The sequence below is a fragment of the Acidovorax sp. Root217 genome, from assembly GCF_001428645.1.
In the GTDB taxonomy this organism is placed as follows: domain Bacteria; phylum Pseudomonadota; class Gammaproteobacteria; order Burkholderiales; family Burkholderiaceae_C; genus Acidovorax.
This window is the reverse complement of sequence record NZ_LMIH01000010.1, coordinates 54377-77904: the sequence shown is the minus strand read 5'-3', so window position 1 is coordinate 77904 and position 23528 is coordinate 54377. Positions and strand designations below refer to the sequence as shown.

Here is a 23528-nt window from a genome sequence, read left to right as displayed (position 1 = left end):
GTCCCTCATTCCACCAGGAGACAAGACCATGGGTGCATCCGACTTTTCCAAGCTTCCCCACATCGGTGAATCGCTTCGCCGCAAGGAAGACTACCGTTTTCTGACCGGTGCCGGCCAGTACACCGACGACGTGGTGCTGGCCGCGCAGAGCCATGCCGTGTTCCTGCGTTCACCGCATGCCCACGCTCGCATCAATAGCATCAACATCGACGCCGCCAAGGCCGCGCCTGGCGTGCTGGGCGTGTTCGTCGGCACCGATGTGGCGGCCGACAACATCAACGGCCTGCCCTGCGGCTGGCTCATCACCAGCACCGATGGCCAGCCCATGAAGGAGCCGCCGCACCCCATCCTGGCGCAGGGCAAGGTGCGCTACGTGGGCGACCAGGTGGCCATGATCGTGGCCCTCACGCAGCAGCAGGCGCGCGACGCGGCCGAACTGGTGGAGGTGGATTACGACGTGTTGCCCGCCGTGGTCAGCGTGGCCGATGCCGCTGCCGGCAAGGTGGCCGGTGCGGGCCTGCATGATGCCGCGGCCGACAACCACTGCTACAAATGGGCGATTGGCGACAAGGGCGCGGTGGACTCGGTGTTTGCGAGTGCTGCGCACGTGACGCAGCTCGATCTGGTGAACAACCGCCTGATCCCCAATGCGATGGAGCCGCGCACGGCCATCGGCTCGTACAGCCGCGCCAACGACGAGTACACGCTGTACGTGAGCAACCAGAACCCGCACGTGGAGCGGCTGTTGATGACGGCCTTCGTGATGGGCCTGCCCGAGCACAAGGTGCGTGTGATCGCGCCCGACGTGGGCGGGGGCTTCGGCTCCAAGATCTTCTTGTATGCCGAGGACGTGTGCCTGACCTGGGCCGCCAAGAAGCTCAACCGCAACATCAAGTGGGTGGCCGACCGCAGCGAGTCCTTCCTGACGGACGCGCATGGCCGCGACCATGTGAGCCATGCCGAGATGGCGATGGACAAGGACGGCAAGTTCCTGGCCATGCGCGTGCACACCGATGCCAACATGGGTGCCTACCTGTCCACCTTTGCCAGCGCCGTGCCCACCATCCTCTACGCCACGCTGCTGGCCGGGCAGTACACCACGCCGCAGGTCTACGTGGAGGTGGATGCCTGGTTCACCAACACCTCTCCGGTCGATGCCTACCGCGGCGCGGGCCGGCCCGAGGCCACCTACCTGCTCGAGCGCCTGGTCACCCGCTGCGCCTGGGAGCTGGGCCTGTCGCAGGACGAGATCCGCAAGCGCAACTTCATCACCACCTTCCCCTACCAGACCCCGGTGGCGCTGCAGTACGACGTGGGCGACTACCACGCCTGCATGAACCAGGCGCAGGAGCTGGCCGACGTGGCCGGCTTCGAGGCGCGCAAGAGCGCCAGCGCCGCCAAGGGCCTGCTGCGCGGCATGGGCTACAGCAGCTACATCGAGGCCTGCGGCATCGCACCGTCGAACATCGCCGGGGCCCTGGGCGCGCGGGCGGGACTGTTCGAATGCGGCGAGGTGCGCGTGCACCCCACGGGCAGCGTGACGGTGTTTACCGGCTCGCACAGCCACGGCCAGGGGCACGAGACCACGTTTGCGCAGGTGGTGGCCGCGCGGCTGGGCATCCCGGTGGAGAACGTGGACATCGTGCATGGCGACACCGGCCGCGTGCCGTTTGGCATGGGCACCTACGGCTCGCGCTCCATCAGCGTGGGCGGGGCGGCCATCATGAAGGCGCTGGACAAGATCGAGGCCAAGGCCAAGAAGATCGCCGCCCACCTGATGGAGGCCAGCGATGCCGACATCGACTTTAGCGGCGGCGAGTTCACCGTGCGCGGCACGGACAAGAAGATCCCCTTCGGCCAGGTGGCGCTCACGGCCTATGTGCCGCACAACTACCCGCTCGACAAGCTCGAACCGGGCCTCAACGAGACGGCCTTCTACGACCCGACGAACTTCACCTTCCCGGCCGGCACCTACATCTGCGAGGTGGAGGTGGACCCGATGACCGGCTCCACCCGGGTGGACCGCTTCACAGCGGTGGACGACTTCGGCACCATCATCAACCCCATGATCGTCGAGGGCCAGGTGCATGGCGGGCTGGTGCAGGGCATCGGCCAGGCGCTGATGGAGAACTGCGTGTACGACCGCGAGACCGGCCAGTTGCTCACCGGCAGCTTCATGGACTACGCCATGCCGCGCGCCGATGACTTCCCCGAGTTCAAGCTCGGCCATGTCTGCACGCCGTGCACGCACAACCCGCTCGGTACCAAGGGCTGCGGCGAGGCCGGCGCCATCGGCTCGCCGCCGGCGGTGATCAACGCCTTGCTCGACGCCCTGCGCCCGCTGGGCGTGAAGGATTTCGACATGCCGGCCTCTCCTCACCGCGTGTGGGATGCCATTCAAAGTGCCAAGGCCTGAGGAGAAGCACCATGTACGCATTCACCTATGAAACCCCGGCCAGCGTGGCCGATGCAGCGCGCCTGGCAGCGGCCGGCGGCAAGGCCATCGCGGGCGGGCAGAGCCTGCTGCCCTCCATGCGGCTGCGCCTGGCCAATCCGGGCCAGATCATCGACCTCAATGGCATTCCCGAGCTGGCGGGCATCCGCCGCGAAGGCAATGCCCTGGTGATCGGTGCGATGGCGCGGCACATGGACGTTGCCGCCAGCGCGGACGTCAAGGCCGCCATCCCGGCCCTGGCCGACCTGGCCGCACACATCGGCGACCGCCAGGTGCGCGCCCGCGGCACGCTGGGCGGCTCGGTGGCCAACAACGACCCTGCGGCCTGCTACCCCAGCGCCGTGCTGGCCCTGGGTGCCACCGTCATCACCGACCAGCGCGAGATCGCGGCGGACGACTTCTTCGTGGGCATGTACACCACGGCGCTGCAGGAGGGCGAACTGATCACCGCGATCCGCTTCCCCGTCCCGAAACGCGCGGCCTACCTCAAGTTCAAGCAGGCGGCTTCGCGCTTCTCGCTGGTAGGCGTGTTCGTCGCGCAGACCGATGCCGGCGTGCGCGTGGCCGTCACCGGTGCCGCGAGCAGCGTGTTCCGCCAGCAGGCACTGGAGGCCGCGCTGAACAAGGACTTCTCGGTGGCCTCGGCCGCCGGGGTGAAGGTGGACGCCAGCGACCTGAACACCGACATCCACGCCAGCGCCATCTACCGTGCCAACCTGATCAGCGTGCAGACGCAGCGGGCCGTGGCGCAGATGCTGGGCTGACGCCTTGCCACCAGAACTGGCCTCCATCGACGACCTGGTGCAGGCCCTGCAGCGCGTGGGCTATTTCGCCGACCGGCGCCTGGCGACCGCCGTGTTCCTGGCCCTCAGGCTGCAGCGCCCGCTGCTGCTCGAAGGCGAGCCCGGCGTGGGCAAGACGGCGCTGGCCAAGGCGTTGTCCGAAGTGCTGGCGCGCAGCCTGATCCGTTTGCAGTGCTACGACGGCCTGGAGCAGCGCGAGGCGCTGTACGAGTGGAACTATGCAGCGCAGCTACTCCACATGCGCGCAGCAGAACTCGTGCACCATGCCCCCACGCTCGGCACTGGCGTGTCCTCGCTGCCCCCCGAGGGGGCGCTCGCGCCTTCGGGCGGCCGTGCAGCGCTCGGCGGTGCCAGGGACATCGAAGCCGAGGTCTACCAGGAGCGCTACCTGATCCGCCGCCCGCTGCTGCAGGCGCTGCAGGCCCCCGCACCCGGCGCCGTGCTGCTGATCGACGAGGTGGACCGGGCTGACGAGCCCTTCGAGGCCTTTCTGCTCGAATACCTGGGTGAGTACCAGGTCAGCATTCCCGAGATCGGCACGGTGCGCGCCACGGCCACCCCGGTGACCCTGCTCACCAGCAACCGCACGCGCGACCTGCACGATGCCGTCAAGCGCCGCTGCCTGTACCACTGGCTCGACTATCCCGAGCGCGAGCGCGAGCTGGCCATCGTGCGCGCCCAGGTGCCCGGTGCCAGCGAAGCCCTGGCCGCGCAGGTGGCCGACTTCGTGCACCGGCTGCGCAGCCAGCCGTTTGCCAATGCCTTCCAGCGCGCGCCCGGCATCGCAGAGAGCGTGGAGTGGGCCAAGGCGCTGGTGGCGCTCGACACCCTGGTGGTGGACCCGGAGATCGTGTCCGACACCGCCGGCATTCTGTTCAAGCAGCGCGAGGACGTGGCGGCGCTGACGCGGGACATGGCGGCAGAACTCCTGAAGCCAATGGAAGAAGCGGGCTGACATGAATGCTGCACCCTCCGCCGCAACCGCTGCAACCGCCTCGCAGCTCGGCGACGCCCGCATCGGCAAGCTGGCCGACAACCTCACGGGCTTTGGCCGCACCCTGCGCCGCGCCGGCGTGCGCGTGGACGCCGCGCGCATGGCGCTGGCCCAGCAGGCGGTGATGCTGGTGGGCATGCCGCGCCAGGACTTCGCGGCCGCGCTGGAGACCGTGCTGGTCAGCCGCGAGCAGGATCGGCTGGTGTTCCGCGAACTGTTCGATGCCTACTTCAAGAACCCCAACGTGGCGCAGAAGCTGCTGGCCCAGATGCTGCCCAGCGCCGAATCCAAGGCCGAGCCTGTGAAACGCCGCCCGCGCGTGAGCGAGGCGCTGGCGCCTGTGCGCGCCGCACGCAACGCCCCGCCGCGCGAGGAGGATAAGGTCGATTTCGACGCCGCGATGACCGCCAGCGACATGCAGCGCCTGCGCCAGGCCGATTTCAACCAGCTTTCGGCCAGCGAGTACCGGCTGGTGGCGCAGCTCGCGCGCGAGATTCCGCTGCCACTGCCCGATTTTGCCGCGCGCCGCACCCGGCCCGGAGCGCGCGGCACCCGACCGCACTGGCCTGGCGCCATGCACCAGGCGGCGCGCACGGGCGGTGAATTCCTGCGGGTGCCGCTGCTGCAGCGCCGCCGCCAGCCCCTGCCGCTGCTGGTGCTGGTGGACGTGTCTGGTTCCATGGAGCGCTATGCACGACTGCTGCTGGCCTTTTTGCACGCCGCCACGGCGCCGCGCCGCGCGGGCGCGTTGCGGCGCGACGTGTTCGCCTTCGGCACCGGCCTCACGGACCTGACCCCGGCCTTTCGCCTCGCGGACACCGATGCCATGCTGGAGACTGCCAGCCATGCCATCGACGATTTTGCCGGCGGCACCCGCATGGGCGAGAGCCTGCGCACCCTGCGGCTGTGCCATGCGCGCCGGCTGGTGGGCCGGCGCACGCTGGTGCTGCTGATCACCGACGGCCTGGACACGGGCGCGCCCCAACTGCTGGGGCAGGAGCTCGCCTGGCTGCGCCGCCACTGCGCGCGCCTGCTGTGGCTCAACCCACTGCTGCGTTTTGAGGGCTATGTGCCAGCGGCGCGCGGCGCATCGGTGCTGCACCGCGAGGCGCACGGCATGCTGGCCGTGCACAACCTGAGCCGCCTGCAGGACCTGGCCGGCAGTCTGGCGGCCGTACTGCGGCAATGACGGCCCCGACCTGACCGAATCACCGAGGAAGATCACTATGGAAATGCAAGCCAGCCGCCCCCTTGCCGCCAGCCAGAGCCAGGCCTGGGAGGCGCTCAACGACCCCGAGGTGCTCAAGCTGTGCATTCCCGGCTGCGAAAAGATCGAGCCCACGGGCGAGAACCAGTACAGCGTGGCCATGGCCCTCAAGATCGGGCCGGTGTCGGCCAAGTTCGCGGGCAAGATCACGCTGTCCGACATCGTGCCGCCCGAAAGCTACACCATCGCCTTCGATGGCTCGGGCGGCGTGGCCGGCTTTGGCAAGGGCAATGCCCAGGTGCGGCTGGAGGCGCTGCCGCCCGAAGGCGGCGAGGAGCGCTGCACGCTGCACTACACCGTGCATGCCACCGTGGGCGGCAAGATCGCCCAACTGGGCCAGCGCCTGATCGACGGCGCCGCCAAGGGCATGGCTGAGGATTTCTTCAAGCGCTTCGACAACGAGATGCAGCGCCGCCACCCGCCCGCCCAGGGGGAGAGCGATGCCGATCCCCCCGACACCGTGCCGGCCGAGATCCCCACCCAGCCGGGCGAAGATGCCGGGCCGCCGAGCGGCTTTGTGCCGAGCCAGCGCGCCGGCCTGCAGGCCGCCGGCGGGGCAGACGCTCCCAGCGGCGGCGTTCCCGTCTGGGTCTGGGTGGCGGGTGCCGCGGCACTGGTGGCACTGGCCTGGTGGCTGAACTAAGAAGGTATGAACGAACCCGCCATGCCCGCTCATCCCGCCAAAACACGCGCGCTCGTCGTTGCAAATGCTCGCCATAGCCCGAGCTATGGCTGTGCTTTGCGCCTAGATCGCACGCGTTGTGGCAGCCTGCTCGGACACGCCGGATTCATTCACACCTTCTGAGCTTTCCCTCTGGCGCACGGAACCGCCGGGCCTTGGGCACAATCTACGCACGATGACGATGGAAAACCTCGATGTGATGGTGTTGCGCTCCCTGCACGGCTGGCGTGCCGCCGGCCGGCGTGCGCTGCTGGCCACGGTGGTGCGGACCTGGGGGTCATCCCCCCGGCCCGTGGGCTCGATCATGGCGCTGTGCGACGACGGTGCGGTGGTGGGCTCGGTCTCGGGCGGCTGCATCGAGGACGACCTGATCGACCGCCACACCCGCGCCTATGCGCAAGAGCGTGCTGGTGCCACGGGGCATGAGCACCGCATTCCCCAGGGCCCGCCATCCTTCGTCAAGTACGGCATCACGGCCGACGAGGCACACCGCTTCGGCCTGCCCTGCGGCGGCACGCTGGAACTGCTGCTCGAATACGACCCCGATCCCGCCGGCCTGGCCGAGTTGATCGCCGCGCTCGACGCCGGCCGGCTGGTGCAGCGCTCCGTGCGCCTGGCCGATGGCGCAGCCACCCTGGCCATTGCCACCGAGCCCGCCGAACTGGCCGTGGATGCACAGCAACTGACCAATACCTTCGGCCCCGAGTACCGCATGCTGATCATCGGCGCCGGGCAGATGGCCGAGTACCTGGCCACCATGGCCTTGTTCAACGGTTTCGCGGTGACCGTGTGCGACCCGCGCGAGGAATACCGCCATGGCTGGAAGGTGCCCGGCGCCACCCTGGTGAGCGACATGCCCGACGACGTGGTGGTGCAGTTCAAGCCCGACCGGCGCAGCTGCGTGGTTGCGCTCACGCACGACCCCAAGCTCGACGACCTGGCCCTGCTCGAAGCCCTGTCGTCCGAAGCCTTCTACGTGGGCGGCATCGGCTCGCGGCGCAACAACGATGCGCGCCGCGCGCGCATGATCGAGCACTTCGAGCAGACCGAGGCCAGCCTGGCGCGCCTGCGCGGGCCCATCGGCATCTACATCGGCAGCAAGACCCCGCCCGAGATCGCCGTGAGCGTGATGGCCGAGATCCTGGCCGTGAAGAACGGCGTGGCCCTGCCGCGCGTGATGGAGGTCGGTCAGGCGAAGAATGACCGCGACGTGGCGCACAACGACCCCGGGCCGCTGGTCTGTGCGGTGAGCCGCTGACCGTTCAGCGGCTGCGGGCCTGCAGTTCCCGCTGCACATGCAGCAGCAGCCCCTCGCAGGCGTCCTCCACCAGGTCCAGCACATCATCGAAGCCCGTTGCGCCGCCGTAGTAGGGGTCGGGCACCACCGGGCTTTGCATGTGCAGGCAGAACTCCGTGAGGCGCCTGAGCTTGTGGGCGTGCGCGGGCGGGCACAGCTCCTGCGCCATGGCCAGGTTGTCCCAGTCCATGGCGAGGACCAGGTCGTGCGCGGCAAAGTCGGCCAGCAGCATCTGCCGCGCGCGCAAATCCGACAGGTCGTAGCCGCGCCGTGAGGCATGGCGCTGCGAGCGGTGGTCCGGCGGCTCGCCCGGGTGGTAGTTGTGCGTGCCCGCCGAGTCCACGCGCAACCGGTCGGCCAGGCCTGCGGCCTGCACGCGTTGGCGGAACACGCCGTGCGCCGTGGGGCTGCGGCAGATGTTCCCCATGCAGAGAAAAAGAACGGAGTAGCCCGCCGCGGTTGGTTGCTGTGCCATGTGTGTGCCCCTCATGCAAAACGGCCCGCGTGGGGCCGTTCTGGAGTGTCGCATGGCAGGCGATCAGGCGTGCGCCACCTGGCGCTTGGCGTCGTGGTAGGCCAGAGTGCCGCGGGTCACCACGCTGTCGCCGGGCAGCACCGCGCCCGCATCGTGCTCGGGGGCCCCCTTCAGCCGGTCGTAGATCGGCGCGAAGTCGATCTTGGCCAGCTCCAGCAGCTCGTCCAGGTGGCCCAGCACAAAGTAGGTTTCCTGGAAGTCGTCGATGCGGTAGTTGGTCTGCATCACCCGCTCCAGCTCAAAGCGCACGCGGTTGGGCGAATCGCTTTCGACCGAAAAGCGCGTCTCGCTGGCCGAGGAGGCAATGCCCGCACCGTAGATGCGCAGGCCGTCGCTCTGCTGCACCAGGCCGAACTCCACGGTGTACCAGTAGACCCGGGCCAGCTTTTCCAGCACGCCCAGGCGGTAGGCCCTGAGGCCGCCTTCGCCATAGGCCTGGATGTAGTCCGCGATCACCGGGTTCATCAGCATCGGCACATGGCCGAACACGTCGTGGAAGACATCGGGTTCTTCCAGGTAGTCGAGCTCATGCGGCTTGCGGATGAACTGGCCCGCCGGAAAGCGCCGGTTCGCCAGGTGCTCGAAGAACACCTCGTCGGGCACCAGTCCGGGCACGGCCACCACTTCCCAGCCAGTGCGCTTCTTGAGTACCTTGGACATCTGCTCGAAGTCGGGAATCTGCTCCGGGCCAATGGGCAGGTCCTGCATGCCGCGGATGAACTCGTCGCAGGCGCGCCCGGGCAGCAGTTTCGACTGCCGCTCGAACAGGGTGCGCCACACACCGTGCTCTTCCTGGGTGTAGCGGGCCCAGCCCTGGTCGATGGTCCAGTCGGGGCGCTCCGGGGCTTGTGCCTCTCCGGCCGCCAGCCCGTGCTTGGCGGTTTCCTTGAGTTGCTGCTGCAGCATGCCTGTCTCCTAAGCGGCGGCCTGGGCTGCCGCGATGCGGTTCATCAGCCGGGCCATCTCGATGTCCTTGCCAGAGATGCCGTCCACGTCGTGCGTGGTCAGCGTGACCGACACGCGGTGGTAGACGTTGGACCACTCGGGGTGGTGGTTCATGCGTTCCGCATGCAGGGCGACCTGGGCCATGAAGCCGAAGGCCTGCACGAAGTCGGCGAACTGGAACTCCTTGGTGATCAGGCCGCCGCGCGCCTCGGCATGCGTCCAGCCGGCCAGGGAGGGCAGTTGCGCTGCCAGCTCCTCGGGCGTGAGCTTCATGCCGCTTCCTTGGCGGGGGCCTTGTCGGTGGCGGTGAGCACACCGCGGTTGATCTGGTCGCGCTCCAGCGATTCGAACAGCGCCTTGAAGTTGCCTTCTCCAAAGCCTTCGCGGTAGTTGCCCTTGCGCTCGATGAACTCGAAGAACACGGGGCCCAGCATGGGCTGCGAGAAGATCTGCAGCAGCAGGCGCGGCTGGCCGCCTTCGGTGGTGCCGTCGAGCAGAATGCCGCGGGCCTGCAGCTCGCCCACCTGCTGGCCGTGGCCGGGCAGGCGCTTTTCCAGGTTCTCGTAATAGACCTCGTTGGGCGCGGTCAGCAAGGGGATGCCGGCCATCTGCAACTGGTCGATGGATTCGAGCAGGTTGTCGGTCAGCAGCGCGATGTGCTGGATGCCTTCGCCGTTGAACTGCATCAGAAACTCTTCGATCTGGCCGCCGCCCTGGCGCGATTCCTCGTTCAACGGGATGCGGATCAGGCCGTCCGGTGCCGTCATGGCCTTGGAGGCCAGGCCCGTGTACTCGCCCGAGATGTCGAAGTAGCGGATTTCGCGGAAGTTGAACAGCTTGGTGTAGAAGTCGGCCCAGTAGGACATGCGGCCGCGGTACACGTTGTGCGTGAGGTGGTCCACCACCTGGAAGCCATGGCCCTTGGGGTGCAGGTCCACACCGGGCAAAAATTCGAAGTCGATGTCGTAGATCGACTTGCCGTCTTCGAAGCGGTCGATCAGGTACAGCGGCGCACCACCGATGCCCTTGATCGCGGGCAGGCGCAGCTCCATGGGGCCGGTGGGGATCTCGACGGGCTGGGCACCCAGCTCCAGGGCGCGGTTGTAGGCCTTGTGCGCATCGCGCACGCGAAAGGCCAGGCCGCAGGCCGCGGCGCCATGCTCGCCGGCGAAGTAGGCGGCGTTGCCAGGTTCGTTGTTGACGATGAAGTTGATGCCGCCCTGGCGGTACAGCAGCACGTTCTTGGAGCGGTGCTTGGCCACCAGCGAAAAGCCCATCTTCTCGAACATCGGCTCCAGCAAGCCGGGCTTGGGCGACGAGAATTCCACGAACTCGAAGCCGCACAGGCCCATGGGGTTGTCAAACAGATCGGTCATACATCGTCTCCAGAAGTGGGCAGCACTAAGGCCGGGGGATAGGGAGACTGTAGGGATTTCAAGGCGCAGTTATCTTGCAATTTCGGCATGCCAAGCACCGTTGTGCGCTGGATTCATGCGGGAAACCAAATGCAGTGCATTTGAAGAGCGCAAAGCACTGAACTTGTGCAGGCTTGCTGCTCATTGGGGCGTGGTTGAGCCAATGCACAAGGCCATCCTGGCAGTGCAGGCATGCGGGCCCCTGAGGAGGTGAAAGGCATCAAGTTTTCTGCATGCCTTGGGCGCTGAAACGGTATTTCTCACGCCGGCATCCCTTGACCATACTCAAGTCCCATAACAGGAGACAAGCGATGAACACCACCCGCCGCCAGTTCGCGGGCCTGCTGGGCGCCTCGGCCCTGGCCGCCCACAGCCCCTTTGCCTTCGCGCAGGACAGAACCATTCGCGTGCTCGTGGGCTACGCCGCGGGCGGCGCTGCCGACACCGTGGCCCGTGCCGTGGCCGAAGGCGTGCGCGGCCATGGCTTCAACATGCTGGTGGACAACAAGGGCGGTGCCGGCGGCCGGCTGGCCACCGAGGCCCTGATCGCGGCGCCAGCAGACGGCGCCACCCTGCTCATGACGCCCATGGGCAACCTGACCCTGTACCCCCACGTCTTCAAGTCCCTGTCGTACGACCCGCTCAAGCAGTTCGTCGGCGTGGGCAAGGCCTGCAGCATGAGCTTTGCCCTGGCCGTGAGCGCCAACAGCCCGGCAAAGACGCTCAAGGAGTTCCTGGACCTGGCGCGCAAGGACAACGCCCTGGCCGCCTACGGCACGCCCGGTGCGGGCACGGCCATGCACTTCATCGGCCAGCTGCTGGGCAAGGCCGCCAAGGTGCCGCTGGCGCACGTGGCCTACCGCGGCGGCTCGGCCGCGGTGACCGATGCCATCGGCGGCGTGCTGCCCTGCGTGATCACCACCCTGCCCAACCTGCTGCCCATGCACAAGTCGGGCAAGCTGCGCATCCTGGCGATCTCCGATGAGGCGCCGCTGGCCGCGCTGCCCGGCGTGCCCACCTTCAAGTCGTTGGGCTACGGCGACCTGGCGATCACCGAGACCTTCGCCCTGTTCGCTCGGGCCGGAACGCCCGCGCCCCTGGTCGCGCAGCTCAACAAAAGCGCCACGGAGGCCGTGCAGTCCGAAAAGATCGCCTCGCTGCTGCACAAGCTCGAATACCAGCCCCAGACCGCCACCACCGAAGCCCTGGACAGGCAACTGCGCGAGGACCATGCGCGCTGGGGCCAGATCGTGAAGGCATCCGGCTACACACCTGAAGACTCGTGACTTGATGAGAGATACCCGACCCATGCCACGCCGCAACGTCATCGTGATCATGTCCGACGAGCATGATCCCCGCATCATGGGCTGTGCCGGCCATGCCTTCGTGAAGACGCCGCACCTGGACGCACTCGCCGCGCGCGGCGTGCGCTTCACCGATGCCTACACCCCCAGCCCCATCTGCGTGCCTGCGCGCGCCGCTTTCGCCACCGGCCTGCGCGTGCACCAGACGCGCCACTGGGACAACGCCATGCCCTACGTGGGCGACCCTCGCGGCTGGGGCCATGTGCTGCAGCGCCAGGGGGTGCGCGTCGAGAGCATCGGCAAGCTGCACTACCGCGCCGAGGAAGACCCCGCCGGCTTCGACAAGGAGCACATCCCCATGCATGTGGTGGGCGGCCATGGCATGGTGTGGGCGTCCATCCGCGACCCCTACATTTCCAGCCCCAGCGGCAAGCGCATGCTGGGCGAGCACATCGGCGCTGGCGAATCGCACTACACCGCCTACGACCGCGAGGTCACTGGCCGTGCGGTCGAGTGGATCCGCGATGCGGGAACCCGCCCCGACGAGCCCTTCGTGCTTTATGTGGGCCTGGTGGCGCCGCACTTTCCGCTGGTTGCTCCTGAGGAGTTCTTCGCGCTGTATTCCGATGAAGTGATGCCGGAGCCCAAGCTGCAGCCTGCAAGCGGCTACCAGCGCCACCCCTGGGTGCAGGCCTACGCGGACTTCATGGACAACGAAGGCGAGTTCAAGAGCCCCGAGGAGCGGCGGCAGGCCTTCGTGGCCTACTACGCGCTGTGCAGCTTCCTGGACCACAACGTGGGCCGCATCACCCAGGCCCTGCGCGATGCAGGGCTGGAGGGCGACACCACCCTGGTCTACACCTCGGACCATGGCGACAACCTGGGCACGCGCGGGCTGTGGGGCAAGTCCACGCTGTACCAGGAAAGCGTGCGCGTGCCCATGCTCGTGGCGGGCCAGGGCGTGCAACCCGGGGTCTGCGAGACGCCGGTGGACTTGCTCGATCTGTTCCCCACCATCCTGCAGGGCGTGGGCATCAACCCGGCGCCCGAGATGCAGGACCGGCCCGGCCGCTCGCTGCTGGACCTGGCGCAAGGCCCGGCCGAGCCCGAGCGCGTGGTCTTCAGCGAATACCACGCGGCCGGCAGCAACACGGCCGGCTTCATGGTGCGCAAGGGGCGCTACAAGTATCACTACTACGTGCGCCACCGGCCCGAACTGTTCGACCTGGTGGCGGACCCTGAGGAACTCGCCGACCTGGCGGGCGATCCCGCCTTTGCCGACGTGCTGTGCGCCATGGAGGCCGAGCTGCGCGCTATCTGCGACCCTGAGGCCGTGGACGCTCTGGCCAAGGCCGACCAGCAGCGCATGATCGAGCGCCTGGGCGGCGTGCAGGTGGCCTCGCGCATGGGCGCCGGGGGCGCCACGCCCGTACCGCAGGAGGCGCTGGCCACTGCCGAGGCCCGATGAAGGGGCCTGCCTGGCGGCACGAGGGCGAGGAGCCCGACCACCGCTTCACCCTGGCCAATGAGCGCACCTTCCTGGCCTGGATCCGCACCGCCCTGGCCGTGCTGGCGGGCGGCGTGCTGCTGGAGCAGTTCGCCACCCGGCTGCAGCCGCGCCTGCTGGTCTCGGCCATTGCGCTGCTGATGTGCGCGCTGGCCGCCGCCTTGTGCGTGCTGGCCTACCGGCGCTGGCGCGCCAACGAGATCGCCATGCGCCGCAAGGGCGCGCTGCCCGCTACTGCGGCGCTGGCCGTGCTGGCGGCCGGCCTGTTCCTGGTGGCGGTGCTGCTGCTGGGCCTGGTGCTGTGGCTTTCGCTCTAGGGACCGCGCGCGATCCGGGCCTGCAGCCCGAGCGCACCAGCCTGGCCTGGACGCGCACGGCCCTGGCCGTGCTGCTGAACGCCCTGGTGGCGCTGCGCGGCGCCTGGATCGATGGCTCGGCCATGCTGCTGGCCACTGGCGCCATGCTGGCGCTGGCGGCCTGTGCGCTGTACGGCTATGGCGTGCACCGCGGCCGTGTGCTGCTGGCCTGCGAAGGCCAGGTACCCCACCCGGCCGGCCTGGCCCGGGTGGCGGCATTGGTTCTGCTGGCCTGCGCTACGGGCGTGGCGGGCGTCGCCTGGCACCTGCTGCATTAGAGTCTGGGCATGACCCCCCGCCAGCTCAAGTACTTCGTCGAGATCGCGCGGTCCGGCAGCATCACGACGGCCGCTTCCACCCTGCACATCGCCCAGCCGGCGCTGAGCCACCACATCGCGGCGATGGAGGAAGAACTGGGCGTGGTGCTGCTGCAGCGCCATGCGCGCGGCGTGCGCCTCACCATGGAGGGGCAACGCCTGTTTGACCGGGCGGCCTCCATCCTGCGGCAGATGGAACGCCTGCGCGAGGACGTGCGCGACGCGGCCTCGCAGTTCCGCGGCGTGGTGCGCGCCTGCATCGTCGGCTCGGTCGCGCCCGTGCTGGTGGTGCCCCTGTACCGGCTGATAGAGGAGCGCGCGCCCGAGGTGCAGCTGCACCTGAGCACCGCCATGTCGCGCGAGGCCCAGACCCTGGTGGAGGCGCGGCGCGTCGACCTGGCGCTGCTGCCCACGGCGTCCGAGATGGCCAAGCTCGAATCCCGGCCCGCCTACGAGGAGGATTTCTGCCTGTTCGGCACCCGGGAGCAGATGGGCGATGCCACGGGCGATATCGCCTTCCGCGCAATCGGCGACCGCCCGCTGGTGGAGCCCGACCGCGAGCACGACCTGCGCAAGCTCATCGAGCGCACGGCCGTCGCGCTCGATTGCCCGCTCAACGTGCGCTATGAGGTGAACAGCTCCGATCTGCTGCGCAGCATGGTCTGCGGCGGGCTGGCCTTCGCGGTCATGCCGCGCAATTCCTTCCCAGCGTTCGAGGCGCGCGGCATCGTGGCCCGGCGTATCGTGGAGCCGGTCCTGAGCCGTACCCAGTCGGTGGTCTGGTCGATGGAGCAGCCGCTGACGCCGGCCGGCCAACTGGTGCGCGACCTGCTGCTGGAGCTCATTGCCCAATTGCTGGCAGACGGGCAACTGGTGGGGCGCACGCTGCCATGAGGTTTATCTGATGGCGCATGGGTGCAAGGCGTATTTCTCCGCGTGCTTGTCTTTCCGTACAGTGCAATGACTTCGACGGAGACAAATGCAATGCAGACGATATCGCGGCAGGACATGCCGGTGCAAGACCTGGTGGATGCCCTGGCTGGCGTCCTTTCGCCCGCCCAGATCGTTCGGGACCCCGGCGTGACCGCCAGCCATGCGGGCGACTGGAGCGAGGCACCGCGCCATGCGCCCGCCCTGGTGGTGTTCCCGCGAACGCCGCAGGAGGTGGCTGGCGTGCTCGCGGTGTGCAGCCGCCTGGGCCAGCCCGTGGCCATTCAGGGTGGGCTGACGGGGCTGGCCGGTGGGGCCACGCCCTCGGGTGTGGAAGTGGCCCTGTCGCTGGCCAAACTCAACACCATCGAAGACATCGACACCGTTGGCGGGACGGCCGTGGTGCAGGCCGGCGTGGTGCTGGAGCAGCTGCAGCAGCGGGTGGAAGCAGAGGGTTGGTCCTTCCCGCTCGACCTGGGGGCGCGCGGCTCTTGCCAGGTGGGCGGCAATGCGGCCACCAATGCCGGCGGCAACCGGGTGATCCGCTTCGGCACCATGCGCGACCTGGTGCTGGGGCTGGAGGTGGCGCTGCCCGACGGCCGGCTCATGACCATGCTCAACCGCGTGACCAAGAACACCACGGGCGTGGACCTCAAGCACCTGTTCATCGGCGCGGAGGGCACGCTGGGCGTGATCACGCGCCTGGTGCTCAAGCTCTCGCCTCGGGCCACGGCGGCGAACACGGCGCTGTGCGCGCTGCCCTCGTTCGATGCGGCCACGCACCTGGTGCGCGACCTGCGCTGCGCACTGCCTGCGCTGTCGGCCTTCGAGGTGATGTGGGACGACTACCTGGAGGCGGCCATGGAGGTGACGCGGCTGCGCCAGCCCTTCGATGCGCCCCACCCGGTCTATGTGCTGGTCGAGACACTGGGGGCCAACGACGAGCGCGACCGCGAAGCGCTGGAGCGCGAGCTGGGCGAGGCCCTGGAGCAGGGCCTGATTTCCGACGTGGTGGTGGCCCAGTCAGTGGAAGACGGCAAGAAGCTCTGGGCCTACCGCGAATCCATTGGCGAGCTGCTGGGCCAACTCAAGCCGTTTGCGGCCTTCGACGTCGGCATCCCCATGGCGGCCATGGACGCCTTTGTGGAATCGGTGGGGTCCGAGCTGGAGCGCCGCTTCCCGGCGCAGCGCCACCTGTTCTTCGGGCACATCGGCGACGGCAACCTGCACCTGCTCTCCGGTCCTCATGCGTCACCGGACAGCCTGCACCAGGTGGAAGAGGTTGTCTATGCCGCCACCGGCCGTGTGGGCGGCTCCATCTCGGCTGAGCATGGCATCGGCGTGGTGAAGAAGGAATTCCTCGCGCACAGCCGCTCGCCGGTGGAGATCGAACTCATGCACAGTCTCAAGGCACTGCTCGATCCCGCGGGCATTCTGAACCCAGGCCGTATTCTGGATACGGCCTGAGCTGTCAGCCCATCACCACCGGGCCGCCCTTCTGGATGCCGCGCTGGTAGGCCGGCCGTGCCTCCATGCGCTTCTTGTAGGCCAGAATGTTCGGGCAAGTGCTGGCCTTGCTGGAGCGTGACAGGGCAGCCTCCACCGCAAAGCTCATCTGAAAGTCGGCCATGGTCAGCTGCTCGCCCGCGAACCAGGTGTGCTGGCCCAGGTGGGCCTCCATGAAGTCCATGGCGGTGTTCACGTTCGGGTCCACCATCTTGTCGAGCACCTTGCCGCACAGCGCCTTGGCAATGGGCTTGACGAAGAAGGGCATGGGCTGGCGCGGGATGGTCATGAACACCAGTTTCATCACCAGCCAGTTCATGAGCGAGCCTTCGGCGTAATGCATCCAGAAGCGGCACTGGCGGTACTCGGGCGTGCCGCGCGCGGGCTGCAGATGGGCGAGGTCGCCCGTGGCCTGCGCGCCATAGGTCTCCACCAGGTACTCGACGATGGCGCCGGACTCGGCGATCACTTCGTCGCCATCGGTGATCACGGGCGACTTGCCCAGCGGGTGGATCTTCTTGAGTTCAGGCGGGGCCAGCTTGGTGGCCTTGTCGCGCTGGTAGATCTTGAGCTCGTAGGGCACGCCCAGTTCTTCGAGTAGCCAGAGGACGCGCTGCGAGCGCGAGGTTTCAAGGTGGTGGACGGTGATCATGCGCGCATCTTAGGCGCTGTTGCCGATGCTTTGTGTGCCCTTTGTGCGCCCTTTGTGTCGCCTGGGCGATGCTGGCGCCATTCTGGCCCTGTGCCGGGCGGTTCATCCCCGTGTGTGCAGGGAGGGGTGCTCGCGCAGGTAGCGCGCAATCGCCTGCAGCACGCCGGTGAGGTCGCGCTGCACCGTGTCGAAGTGCGCGCCACGCTCGCGGCTGGCCTCGTTCATGTAGACCGGCCGGCGTATCTCCACCTGCATGCTGTGCCGCTGGTGCGCGGGCTGGCCGATGCGGGCGATGAGCTGCACGCCCTTGTAGGGGTCGTTGCGTGCCACGGTGTAGCCCCGGGACTTCAGTTCCTTTTCCACCAGGTCCACGAACACCGGCTCGCAGGTGGTGCCATCGCGGTCGCCCAGCACGAAGTCGGCCAGCGGGTGTGGGCTGTGTATCTGCAGCCGCTCGTAGGCGTTGTTGGGCATGGAGTGCAGGTTCAGGTGCCAGACGGCGCCGAATTGCGCATGTGCCTGCCCGATGGCAGCCGCCAGGGCTGCATGGTAGGGCTGGTAGCAGCGCGCTATGCGTGCCTGCACCTCGGCCACGGTGAGCTTGCGGTCGTAGATGGGCGTGGTGGCGTTCACGTTGCGCCAGATGAGGCCATAGCCCAGGCGCGTCTTCTCGCCCGGGGCCAGCGGCGTGGGCCAGGGCGCGTCGAGCAGGGCCGGGTCCAGGTCGTCGAGCGTGCGGTTGGCATCGACGTAGCTGCGCGGGAAATGCGCCTCCAGCAAGCTGGCGCCCACCTCGGGCGCGGCCTGCCACAGCGCCTCCACGTGCGTGTCCTCGGCCGCGCGCAGCAGGGCGCGGGGTACGGCATGGCCAAAATCCGCAGGGTAGGCGGTGCCGCTGTGCGGCGAGTCGCAGACCAGGGGGATGGCCGGCGCCACCGGCACATGCAGGGTGAAGGCAGGGACGTCGCGGTGCAGGTCCATGCGCATCATTCCGCCGTCAGCTTGGCGACCTTGGCCACGCGCGCATAGCGGTCCAGCGCCTGGCGGATCTGCACGCCGAACTGCGCGGGCGTACCGGGGATCAGCGTGGCACCGGCCTCGTCCATCTTCTTGATGAAGTCGGGGTGTTTCATGGCCGCATGGATCGCCTGGTTGAGCCGGTTGACCACGGGCGCGGGCGTGCCGGCCGGTGCCACCACGCCGAACCAGCCACCGGCACCCATTTCCTTGAAGCCCAGGTCGCCGTAGGTGGGCACATCGGGCAGCAGGGGCGAGCGGGTCTCGGAGAGCACGGCCAGCGCCCGCAAGCGGCCCGCCTTGATGTGCGGCAGCGCCGAGGGCAGGTTGTCGGTGATGCCATCGACCTGGCCTGCCACGGCGTCGTTGAGCGCCATGCCCGCGCCCTTGTAGGGAATGTGCAGCAGCTGGATCTTGGCCAGGCTGGAGAAATGCTCCACGTTGGCATGCCCCAGCGAGCCCGTGCCCGGGGATGCGAAGTTGTATTTGCCCGGGTTGGCCTTGGCCAGGGCGATGAACTCCTGCATGGTCCGGGCGGGAAAAGCTGCGTTCACCGCGAACACGCTGGGGACGGTGGCCACGTTGGAGACCGGGGCGAAATCCTTCACCGGGTCGTACTTCATGCGGCTGCCATAGGCGGCCGCGTTGGAGCCGTGCGTGCTCATGGTGGCCATGCCCAGGGTGTAGCCGTCGGCACGGGCCTTGGCCACCTGTTCCATGCCCAGCGAGCCCCCGGCGCCGGCCTTGTTCTCCACCACGATGGGCTGGCCGAGCTCGCGCCCCGCGAATTCGGCAATCAGCCGCGCCGCCAGGTCGGTAGAGCCGCTGGGCGCGAAGGGCACGATCAGCTTGATCGGCCGGTCCGGGAAAGCGGCTTGCGCATGGACCGCGCCAGCCAGCGGCGCCAGGGCCAGGGCCAGCAGGGTGGCCCGGCGGCTGAGGGAGGAAGGGGGGCGGATGCTTGCCATGGTGGGGGTTCTCTCGGTGGCCAAAGGGTGCTGGCAGTCTCTGGCGAACAGCGCTCACCCGCAAACGACACTCCGGCATTCCTGTATTACCATTGCTCATACACCACCCCAGCCTTGCTGCACCATGCGCCTGCATTCGCCATCGATGTCCGAGTTGCACGCCTTTGTCACCGTGGTGCGCACAGGCAGTTTTTCGCGCGCGGCGGACGAGCTGTGCGTGACCCAGGGCGCCATCAGCCGGGCGGTGGCGCGTCTCGAAGGCCATTACGGCAAGGTGCTGCTCAAGCGCAGTTCGCAGCAGATGCTGCTGACCGCATCAGGCGAACAGTTGTTGGCTGCCGTGCGCGAGCCGCTGGCAGCGATAGAGGCGGCCAGCGAGGCCCTGCGCGAGGGGCCCGCGCGCACCACGGAACTGGTGCTGTCCGTGGTGCCCACGCTGGCCAGCGTGTGGCTGGTGCCGCGCCTGCCGGACTTTCAAGCCCGGCACCCGGATGTGCGCGTGCGCTTCGTTCCCTACCGCAAGGATGAGGATTTCTCGGGCCCCACGCCGCACGCCGCCATCCTTACGGGCCTGGGTGCGGCGCAGTGGCCTGGGTGGGAGTGTGACTACGTCATCGGCCGAGAAGTGGTGCCGGTGTGCCACCCCGCGCGTGCGGCAAGGCAGCAGTGGCAGCATCCGGCCGACCTGTCCGCCGAGCCGCTGCTGGCCCATTCCACCTCGCCCGGCAACTGGGCGCAGTGGCTGCGGGCTGTCGGCGCCACGGGGGCCGAGCCCGAGCTGTCGACGGTGTTCGACCAGGTGTCTATCCTGGTCCAGGCAGCCATGGCCGACATGGGGGTTGCACTGGTGCAGCGCTGCCTGGTGCGGGCCGAGCTCGATGCGGGACGCCTTGTCACGCCGTTCGATCTGCCGATCACCCTGCAGCGCGGCTACTTTCTGTGCCGCCTGCCCGGGCGCCGGGCGGCGGCCAGCCTGCCGGTCTTTCGCCAATGGCTGCTGGACAGGGCCCGCGAGGACATTGCCCTGATGCCTGCGTGACCGGGTCCATGCCTGTACGCCATGCACGCACCAAGCAAAAAGCCCTCTCGCGAGGGCTTTTTTGCAGGGGCCGGCCGCAGCCTGCCCGTGGCGATCTGGCGATCAGCCGCCCTTCTTGGAGCGCTTGCCAGGGTTCTTCTTGCTGCGCGTGGCGACGCCGCGCTCCAGGCTCACGCGCTGGCCGCGACCTGGGGTGGCCAGGTTGTAGCCGGGCACTGGCGTAGGGCGGGGGGTGCGCTTGCGGTCTGCTTCGGTGACGATCTTGTTGCCCATGGGAATTCTCTGGAAAAGATGGTGGAAAAACGTGTATTAGGCCATAGGTCGGGCTGGATGCAGAAAATGAAGCCTTTTCAGCACCGGTGACAGAGTGGTGTTGGATGCCTCAATTGCCGGTGAACCGGGTCGCGAATGCCGCCCCGTGGTCGGTGGAGAGCGCCTCGCGGCAGTGGTGCGGCAGCACGAAACCGCGGCCTGCATCCTCCACGGCCTTGGTGCGTATCACAGGCGGTTGTGCGCGCACACCGCCGAAGATGGTGGCAAACGCCACGTCGGCCGCATCGCGCCCGGTGCCAAAGCGGATCAGCCCCATGGGGATGGCTGTGCCCGAGGGGTCGAACAGGTACCAGCGGTCGCCCAGGTAGGCCTCCACGTAGGCATGGAAGTCAGGCGGGCCCAGGTTCGGGTCGGCGCCGTAGTCGGTGCCAGTGGTGAAGCGTGCGGGGATATTGATCGCGCGGCACAGCGAAATCATCAGGTGGGCAAAGTCGCGGCAAACCCCCACCTGCTCGACCAGGGTGTCCACGGCCGAGGTGTTGGAATTGGAGGTGTTGGACGTGAACGCCACATGCTTTTGCACCCAGTCGCGGATCGCCTGCACCCGGCTGTGGCCCTGCCACAGGGCGCCGAACTCGTTGAGCGCCAGGCGCAGCAGCCGGTCGGACTGGCAGTAGCGGCTGGGGTAGATGTAGCCCATCACCTCCTGCGGCAGCCGCCGCACGGGCACTTCGGCCAACTGCATGGGGTCGGTGCGGTGGTGGGTGATGTCTACCGTGGCCGAGTACGCCACGCTCAGCGGCCCAGGCTCGCCATGCAGGCGCAGGTAGCGGTTGCCGGTGGCGGGGTCGGTGTGGATCTGCTGCGGGATGTTCTGGTTGATGACCAGGCGTTCGTTGCTGACGGCCTGGCTGGGTGTGTGCGCGGCGTGGATGTTGAACACGAAGTCGGCACCGTACTGGTCGATCTCGTAGTGGAGTTCGATCTCCAGTTCCATGCGCACCCGGGTGTTGGCCATGAAGGGCGCAGCCGTGGCCTGCATGGGGGTGCTCTGCATGCCCTGCGACTGCTGCAACTGGCTGGTGGCGGGTGCAGCGCCGGCAGGCGACTCGTTGGCCGCTGCGAGGGGCAAGGGCGCCGTCATCGGGTTGAAGGGCGGTGCCATGGAAGAAGACGATTGCGCGAGCATGAAGTGAGCCTCTCTGGTGGGTGCAGCTCTGTCAGGCGCCGTGCGCCTGGCCTTGGGCTTTGCGTGGCCAGTGCAAGGCAACCCCTGCACACCGCTGCCATTGCAGGATAGGCGTTTACCCGGGTGCTGTATGTAGGCTGACAGCCTGTTGCCGTTGTCAATGGCGCTGACAGCTGCGTCTTTACACAGCGAGCCCCTGCAGACCGCGCTGGCTCAGTCGAGCCCGAAGGCCTCGCGCAGCGCGCTGCAGAACATGCTGCTGCCGCTGATCGACAGGGTGACGGTGGTGCGCGCCGGGCCCGGCGTGCGGGCATGCACCGCAATGGTGCCGCTGGCGTCGTCGAATGCCAGATCCAGGGGCGTGGCCACCTCCTGCACGCAAGCCAGGTCGTAGTCCCATTCGCCGCCCTCGTCGGCCGGACCGCAGCCGCCGGGAAACTGCGCATGTGCCCAGGCCAGCACCTGTGCGACCTCGGCATGCAGGGCCGCCACCTGCGCGGGGGCGACCGCAGCCATCGCATCGAACGTGCCGGTGCCCTCGAAGTCTTCGCTGTAGTCGAAATCCAGGTAGCGCAGGGGCATGGCGTGAGGTGGGGGCAGGGTGGGCCGTGCATTGTCGCGCAGCAGGGGGCTGCATTTCCTAGAATGGCGGGCTTCGCTTCTCCAAGGTCTTGCGTTCCATGCCTGCTGCCAGCACCGATGCCATCCTGCACATCAACGGCCTGTGCTTTGCCTACCCCGAATGCCCGTTGTTCCAGGGGCTGGACGCCCGATTGCCGGCCGGCACCACGCTCGTGATCGGCGCCGACAGCAGCGGAAAGACCAGCCTGCTGCGCCTGTTGGCGGGCGAGCTGGTCCCTGACGCCGGCCAACTGGTGCTGCAGGGCCTGCCTTTGCACGCATCACCTGCCGCCTACCGGGCCCAGGTGTTCCAGGGCGACCCGCGCTCGGACGCGCTGAGCGAACAGGTGGCGCAGGACTGGCTGGCGGCGCTGCCCGCCCGCTACCCCCAGTTCGATGCGGCGGCGCTGGCCCGGCACATCGAAGGCTTCGAACTGCATGAGCATCTGCACAAGCGCTTCCTGATGCTGTCCACCGGCACGCGGCGCAAGGTCTGGACGGCCGGGGCCCTGGCCTCTGGCGCGGCGCTGACGCTGATCGACGAGCCTGTGGCGGGGCTGGACAAGCCCTCGGTGCAATACCTGCAGCAGGCGCTGGCCGCCCTGGCCACACAGCAGGACCGCGTCGTGGTGGTAGCCCACTACGATGCCCTGGTGGGTGTGCCCTGGCGGGCCACCATCGCGCTGCCTGACCGGTAACCCTGGCCGAACAGGATCGTTTCCCAAGCCCTAAACTGGGGTGTGCGCCGCCATTGCGGCCGTTTTCACCGGAAATTCCCATGGACGCCCTTCTCTTCGCTCCCGTCGCCGTGGCCATCGCGCTGACGCCCGGCCCCAACAATTTCTGCGGCCTCAACAACGGCATCCGTGCCGGTGTGGGCGCGGCCCTGGTGGGCACCATCGGGCGCGCGGCGGCGTTTGCGATTTTTCTCACCGTATCGGCCGTGGGCCTGGGGGCCATGCTGCTGGCGTCCGAAGCCGCCTTCACCGCCGTGAAGTGGGTCGGGGCCTGCTACCTGTTCTGGCTGGGCTGGCGCGCCTGGCGCAGCCGCGAGTTCAATGGCCTGGAGGTCGTGGACGGGGCCGAGGTGGCTGCGAGCACGGCGCCGGTGCGCCTGTGGTCGCTGATCACGCAGGAGTTCCTGCTGGGCATTACCAACCCCAAGGCCATCATCCTGTTCGCGGCCATCTTTCCGCAGTTCATCGACCCGGTGCAGCCGGCGGCGCGCCAGTTCCTCATATTGGGCAGCGTGTACCTGGCGGCCGAGTTCGTCGCCACGGCGGTCTATGCGGCCGGCGGGCGGCAGATCCGCCGCTTCATCCGCACTTCGCGCGGGGTGGTGCGCCTGAACAAGGCCACGGGTGGCTTCTTCATGGGGGCGGGCGGCCTGTTGCTGGCCACCAACCGCTGAAATGAAACACCCCCTGAGTCGCTTCGCGCCTTCCCCCTCTCTCGT

The 23528-nt window shown here is 68.1% G+C and carries 25 protein-coding genes; 15 read left to right on the top strand and 10 right to left on the bottom strand.

The genetic code is table 11. The features are described 5' to 3' along the window. The first annotated feature begins 28 nt into the window (after positions 1-28). The 6 genes from ASE31_RS08650 (at position 29) to ASE31_RS08625 (ending at position 7459) form a co-directional block, all read left to right on the top strand. On the top strand, positions 29-2416 hold the full coding sequence (locus ASE31_RS08650; RefSeq protein ID WP_057201247.1) for a xanthine dehydrogenase family protein molybdopterin-binding subunit: 2388 nt from the start codon (positions 29-31) through the stop codon (positions 2414-2416). An 11-nt stretch (positions 2417-2427) separates the two neighbouring features. Further along, complete coding sequence (locus ASE31_RS08645) at positions 2428-3219, top strand: xanthine dehydrogenase family protein subunit M (RefSeq protein ID WP_057201246.1); 792 nt, start codon at positions 2428-2430, stop codon at positions 3217-3219. A gap of 4 nt (positions 3220-3223) precedes the next feature. Continuing rightward, positions 3224-4213 (top strand): MoxR family ATPase, encoded by a 990-nt coding sequence (locus ASE31_RS08640; protein WP_057201245.1) that lies wholly within the window; start codon positions 3224-3226, stop codon positions 4211-4213. A gap of 1 nt (position 4214) precedes the next feature. Next, positions 4215-5441: a VWA domain-containing protein gene (locus ASE31_RS08635; RefSeq protein WP_057201244.1), complete on the top strand. Its 1227-nt coding sequence runs from the start codon at positions 4215-4217 to the stop codon at positions 5439-5441. Between the two features lie 37 nt (positions 5442-5478). Then, entirely contained in the window at positions 5479-6162 is a 684-nt protein-coding gene (locus ASE31_RS08630) for a CoxG family protein (RefSeq protein WP_057201243.1), read from the top strand. 220 nt (positions 6163-6382) lie between these two features. After that, positions 6383-7459 (top strand): XdhC family protein, encoded by a 1077-nt coding sequence (locus ASE31_RS08625; protein WP_057201376.1) that lies wholly within the window; start codon positions 6383-6385, stop codon positions 7457-7459. A gap of 4 nt (positions 7460-7463) precedes the next feature. Here ASE31_RS08625 and ASE31_RS08620 read toward each other — a convergent pair whose 3' ends face one another. From ASE31_RS08620 to hppD, 4 genes are all read right to left on the bottom strand, one after another. After that, positions 7464-7973, bottom strand: a complete 510-nt coding sequence (locus tag ASE31_RS08620) for a low molecular weight protein-tyrosine-phosphatase (protein WP_057201242.1) — start codon at positions 7971-7973, stop codon at positions 7464-7466. A gap of 63 nt (positions 7974-8036) precedes the next feature. Next, positions 8037-8939, bottom strand: coding sequence for a phenylalanine 4-monooxygenase (phhA, locus tag ASE31_RS08615; protein WP_057201241.1), 903 nt, complete (start codon positions 8937-8939; stop codon positions 8037-8039). Between the two features lie 9 nt (positions 8940-8948). Further along, positions 8949-9251, bottom strand: a complete 303-nt coding sequence (locus ASE31_RS08610) for a 4a-hydroxytetrahydrobiopterin dehydratase (RefSeq protein WP_057201240.1) — start codon at positions 9249-9251, stop codon at positions 8949-8951. Then, a complete protein-coding gene (gene hppD / locus ASE31_RS08605; protein WP_057201239.1) occupies positions 9248-10354 on the bottom strand; it encodes a 4-hydroxyphenylpyruvate dioxygenase in 1107 nt (368 codons plus the stop codon). Before hppD ends, ASE31_RS08610 begins: the two co-directional genes overlap by 4 nt. Positions 10355-10704: 350 nt before the next feature. On the opposite strand from hppD, the gene ASE31_RS08600 reads away from it, so the two are divergent. The 6 genes from ASE31_RS08600 (at position 10705) to ASE31_RS08575 (ending at position 16274) form a co-directional block, all read left to right on the top strand. After that, complete coding sequence (locus tag ASE31_RS08600) at positions 10705-11679, top strand: tripartite tricarboxylate transporter substrate binding protein (protein ID WP_057201238.1); 975 nt, start codon at positions 10705-10707, stop codon at positions 11677-11679. 22 nt (positions 11680-11701) lie between these two features. After that, positions 11702-13165: a sulfatase-like hydrolase/transferase gene (locus ASE31_RS08595; protein ID WP_057201237.1), complete on the top strand. Its 1464-nt coding sequence runs from the start codon at positions 11702-11704 to the stop codon at positions 13163-13165. Beyond that, on the top strand, positions 13162-13521 hold the full coding sequence (locus ASE31_RS08590) for a YidH family protein (RefSeq protein WP_057201236.1): 360 nt from the start codon (positions 13162-13164) through the stop codon (positions 13519-13521). The genes ASE31_RS08595 and ASE31_RS08590 overlap by 4 nt, the downstream gene beginning before the upstream one ends. Then, the gene (locus tag ASE31_RS08585) at positions 13506-13838 is read left to right on the top strand and encodes a DUF202 domain-containing protein (RefSeq protein ID WP_057201235.1); all 333 of its coding nucleotides are present in this window, start codon (positions 13506-13508) and stop codon (positions 13836-13838) included. Before ASE31_RS08590 ends, ASE31_RS08585 begins: the two co-directional genes overlap by 16 nt. Positions 13839-13847: 9 nt before the next feature. Next, positions 13848-14771 (top strand): LysR family transcriptional regulator, encoded by a 924-nt coding sequence (locus ASE31_RS08580; RefSeq protein WP_057201234.1) that lies wholly within the window; start codon positions 13848-13850, stop codon positions 14769-14771. A gap of 90 nt (positions 14772-14861) precedes the next feature. Further along, positions 14862-16274, top strand: coding sequence for an FAD-binding oxidoreductase (locus tag ASE31_RS08575; protein ID WP_082604080.1), 1413 nt, complete (start codon positions 14862-14864; stop codon positions 16272-16274). Positions 16275-16278: 4 nt separating this feature from the next. On the opposite strand, the gene ASE31_RS08570 is transcribed toward ASE31_RS08575, so the two are convergent. The 3 genes from ASE31_RS08570 to ASE31_RS08560 form a co-directional block, all read right to left on the bottom strand. Then, positions 16279-16965 carry a glutathione S-transferase family protein gene (locus tag ASE31_RS08570; RefSeq protein ID WP_057201233.1) on the bottom strand — a complete coding sequence of 229 codons (687 nt, stop codon included), beginning with the start codon at positions 16963-16965 and terminating at the stop codon, positions 16279-16281. 102 nt (positions 16966-17067) lie between these two features. Then, complete coding sequence (locus ASE31_RS08565; RefSeq protein WP_157412415.1) at positions 17068-17946, bottom strand: N-formylglutamate amidohydrolase; 879 nt, start codon at positions 17944-17946, stop codon at positions 17068-17070. 5 nt (positions 17947-17951) lie between these two features. Further along, entirely contained in the window at positions 17952-18950 is a 999-nt protein-coding gene (locus ASE31_RS08560; protein ID WP_057201231.1) for a tripartite tricarboxylate transporter substrate binding protein BugE, read from the bottom strand. A 124-nt stretch (positions 18951-19074) separates the two neighbouring features. Between ASE31_RS08560 and ASE31_RS08555 the strand changes: the two genes are divergently transcribed. Beyond that, positions 19075-19989, top strand: coding sequence for a LysR substrate-binding domain-containing protein (locus tag ASE31_RS08555; protein ID WP_057201230.1), 915 nt, complete (start codon positions 19075-19077; stop codon positions 19987-19989). 102 nt (positions 19990-20091) lie between these two features. Here ASE31_RS08555 and ASE31_RS32210 read toward each other — a convergent pair whose 3' ends face one another. The 3 genes from ASE31_RS32210 to ASE31_RS08545 form a co-directional block, all read right to left on the bottom strand. Next, complete coding sequence (locus ASE31_RS32210) at positions 20092-20262, bottom strand: hypothetical protein (RefSeq protein ID WP_164470704.1); 171 nt, start codon at positions 20260-20262, stop codon at positions 20092-20094. Positions 20263-20371: 109 nt separating this feature from the next. Next, positions 20372-21280, bottom strand: coding sequence for a transglutaminase family protein (locus ASE31_RS08550; RefSeq protein WP_057201374.1), 909 nt, complete (start codon positions 21278-21280; stop codon positions 20372-20374). A gap of 384 nt (positions 21281-21664) precedes the next feature. Then, positions 21665-22033, bottom strand: coding sequence for a hypothetical protein (locus ASE31_RS08545; protein ID WP_057201229.1), 369 nt, complete (start codon positions 22031-22033; stop codon positions 21665-21667). Positions 22034-22131: 98 nt separating this feature from the next. On the opposite strand from ASE31_RS08545, the gene ASE31_RS08540 reads away from it, so the two are divergent. Further along, the gene (locus tag ASE31_RS08540) at positions 22132-22770 is read left to right on the top strand and encodes an ABC transporter ATP-binding protein (protein ID WP_057201228.1); all 639 of its coding nucleotides are present in this window, start codon (positions 22132-22134) and stop codon (positions 22768-22770) included. Between the two features lie 80 nt (positions 22771-22850). Then, positions 22851-23483, top strand: a complete 633-nt coding sequence (locus ASE31_RS08535; RefSeq protein WP_057201227.1) for a LysE family translocator — start codon at positions 22851-22853, stop codon at positions 23481-23483. The last annotated feature ends 45 nt before the right edge of the window (positions 23484-23528 follow it).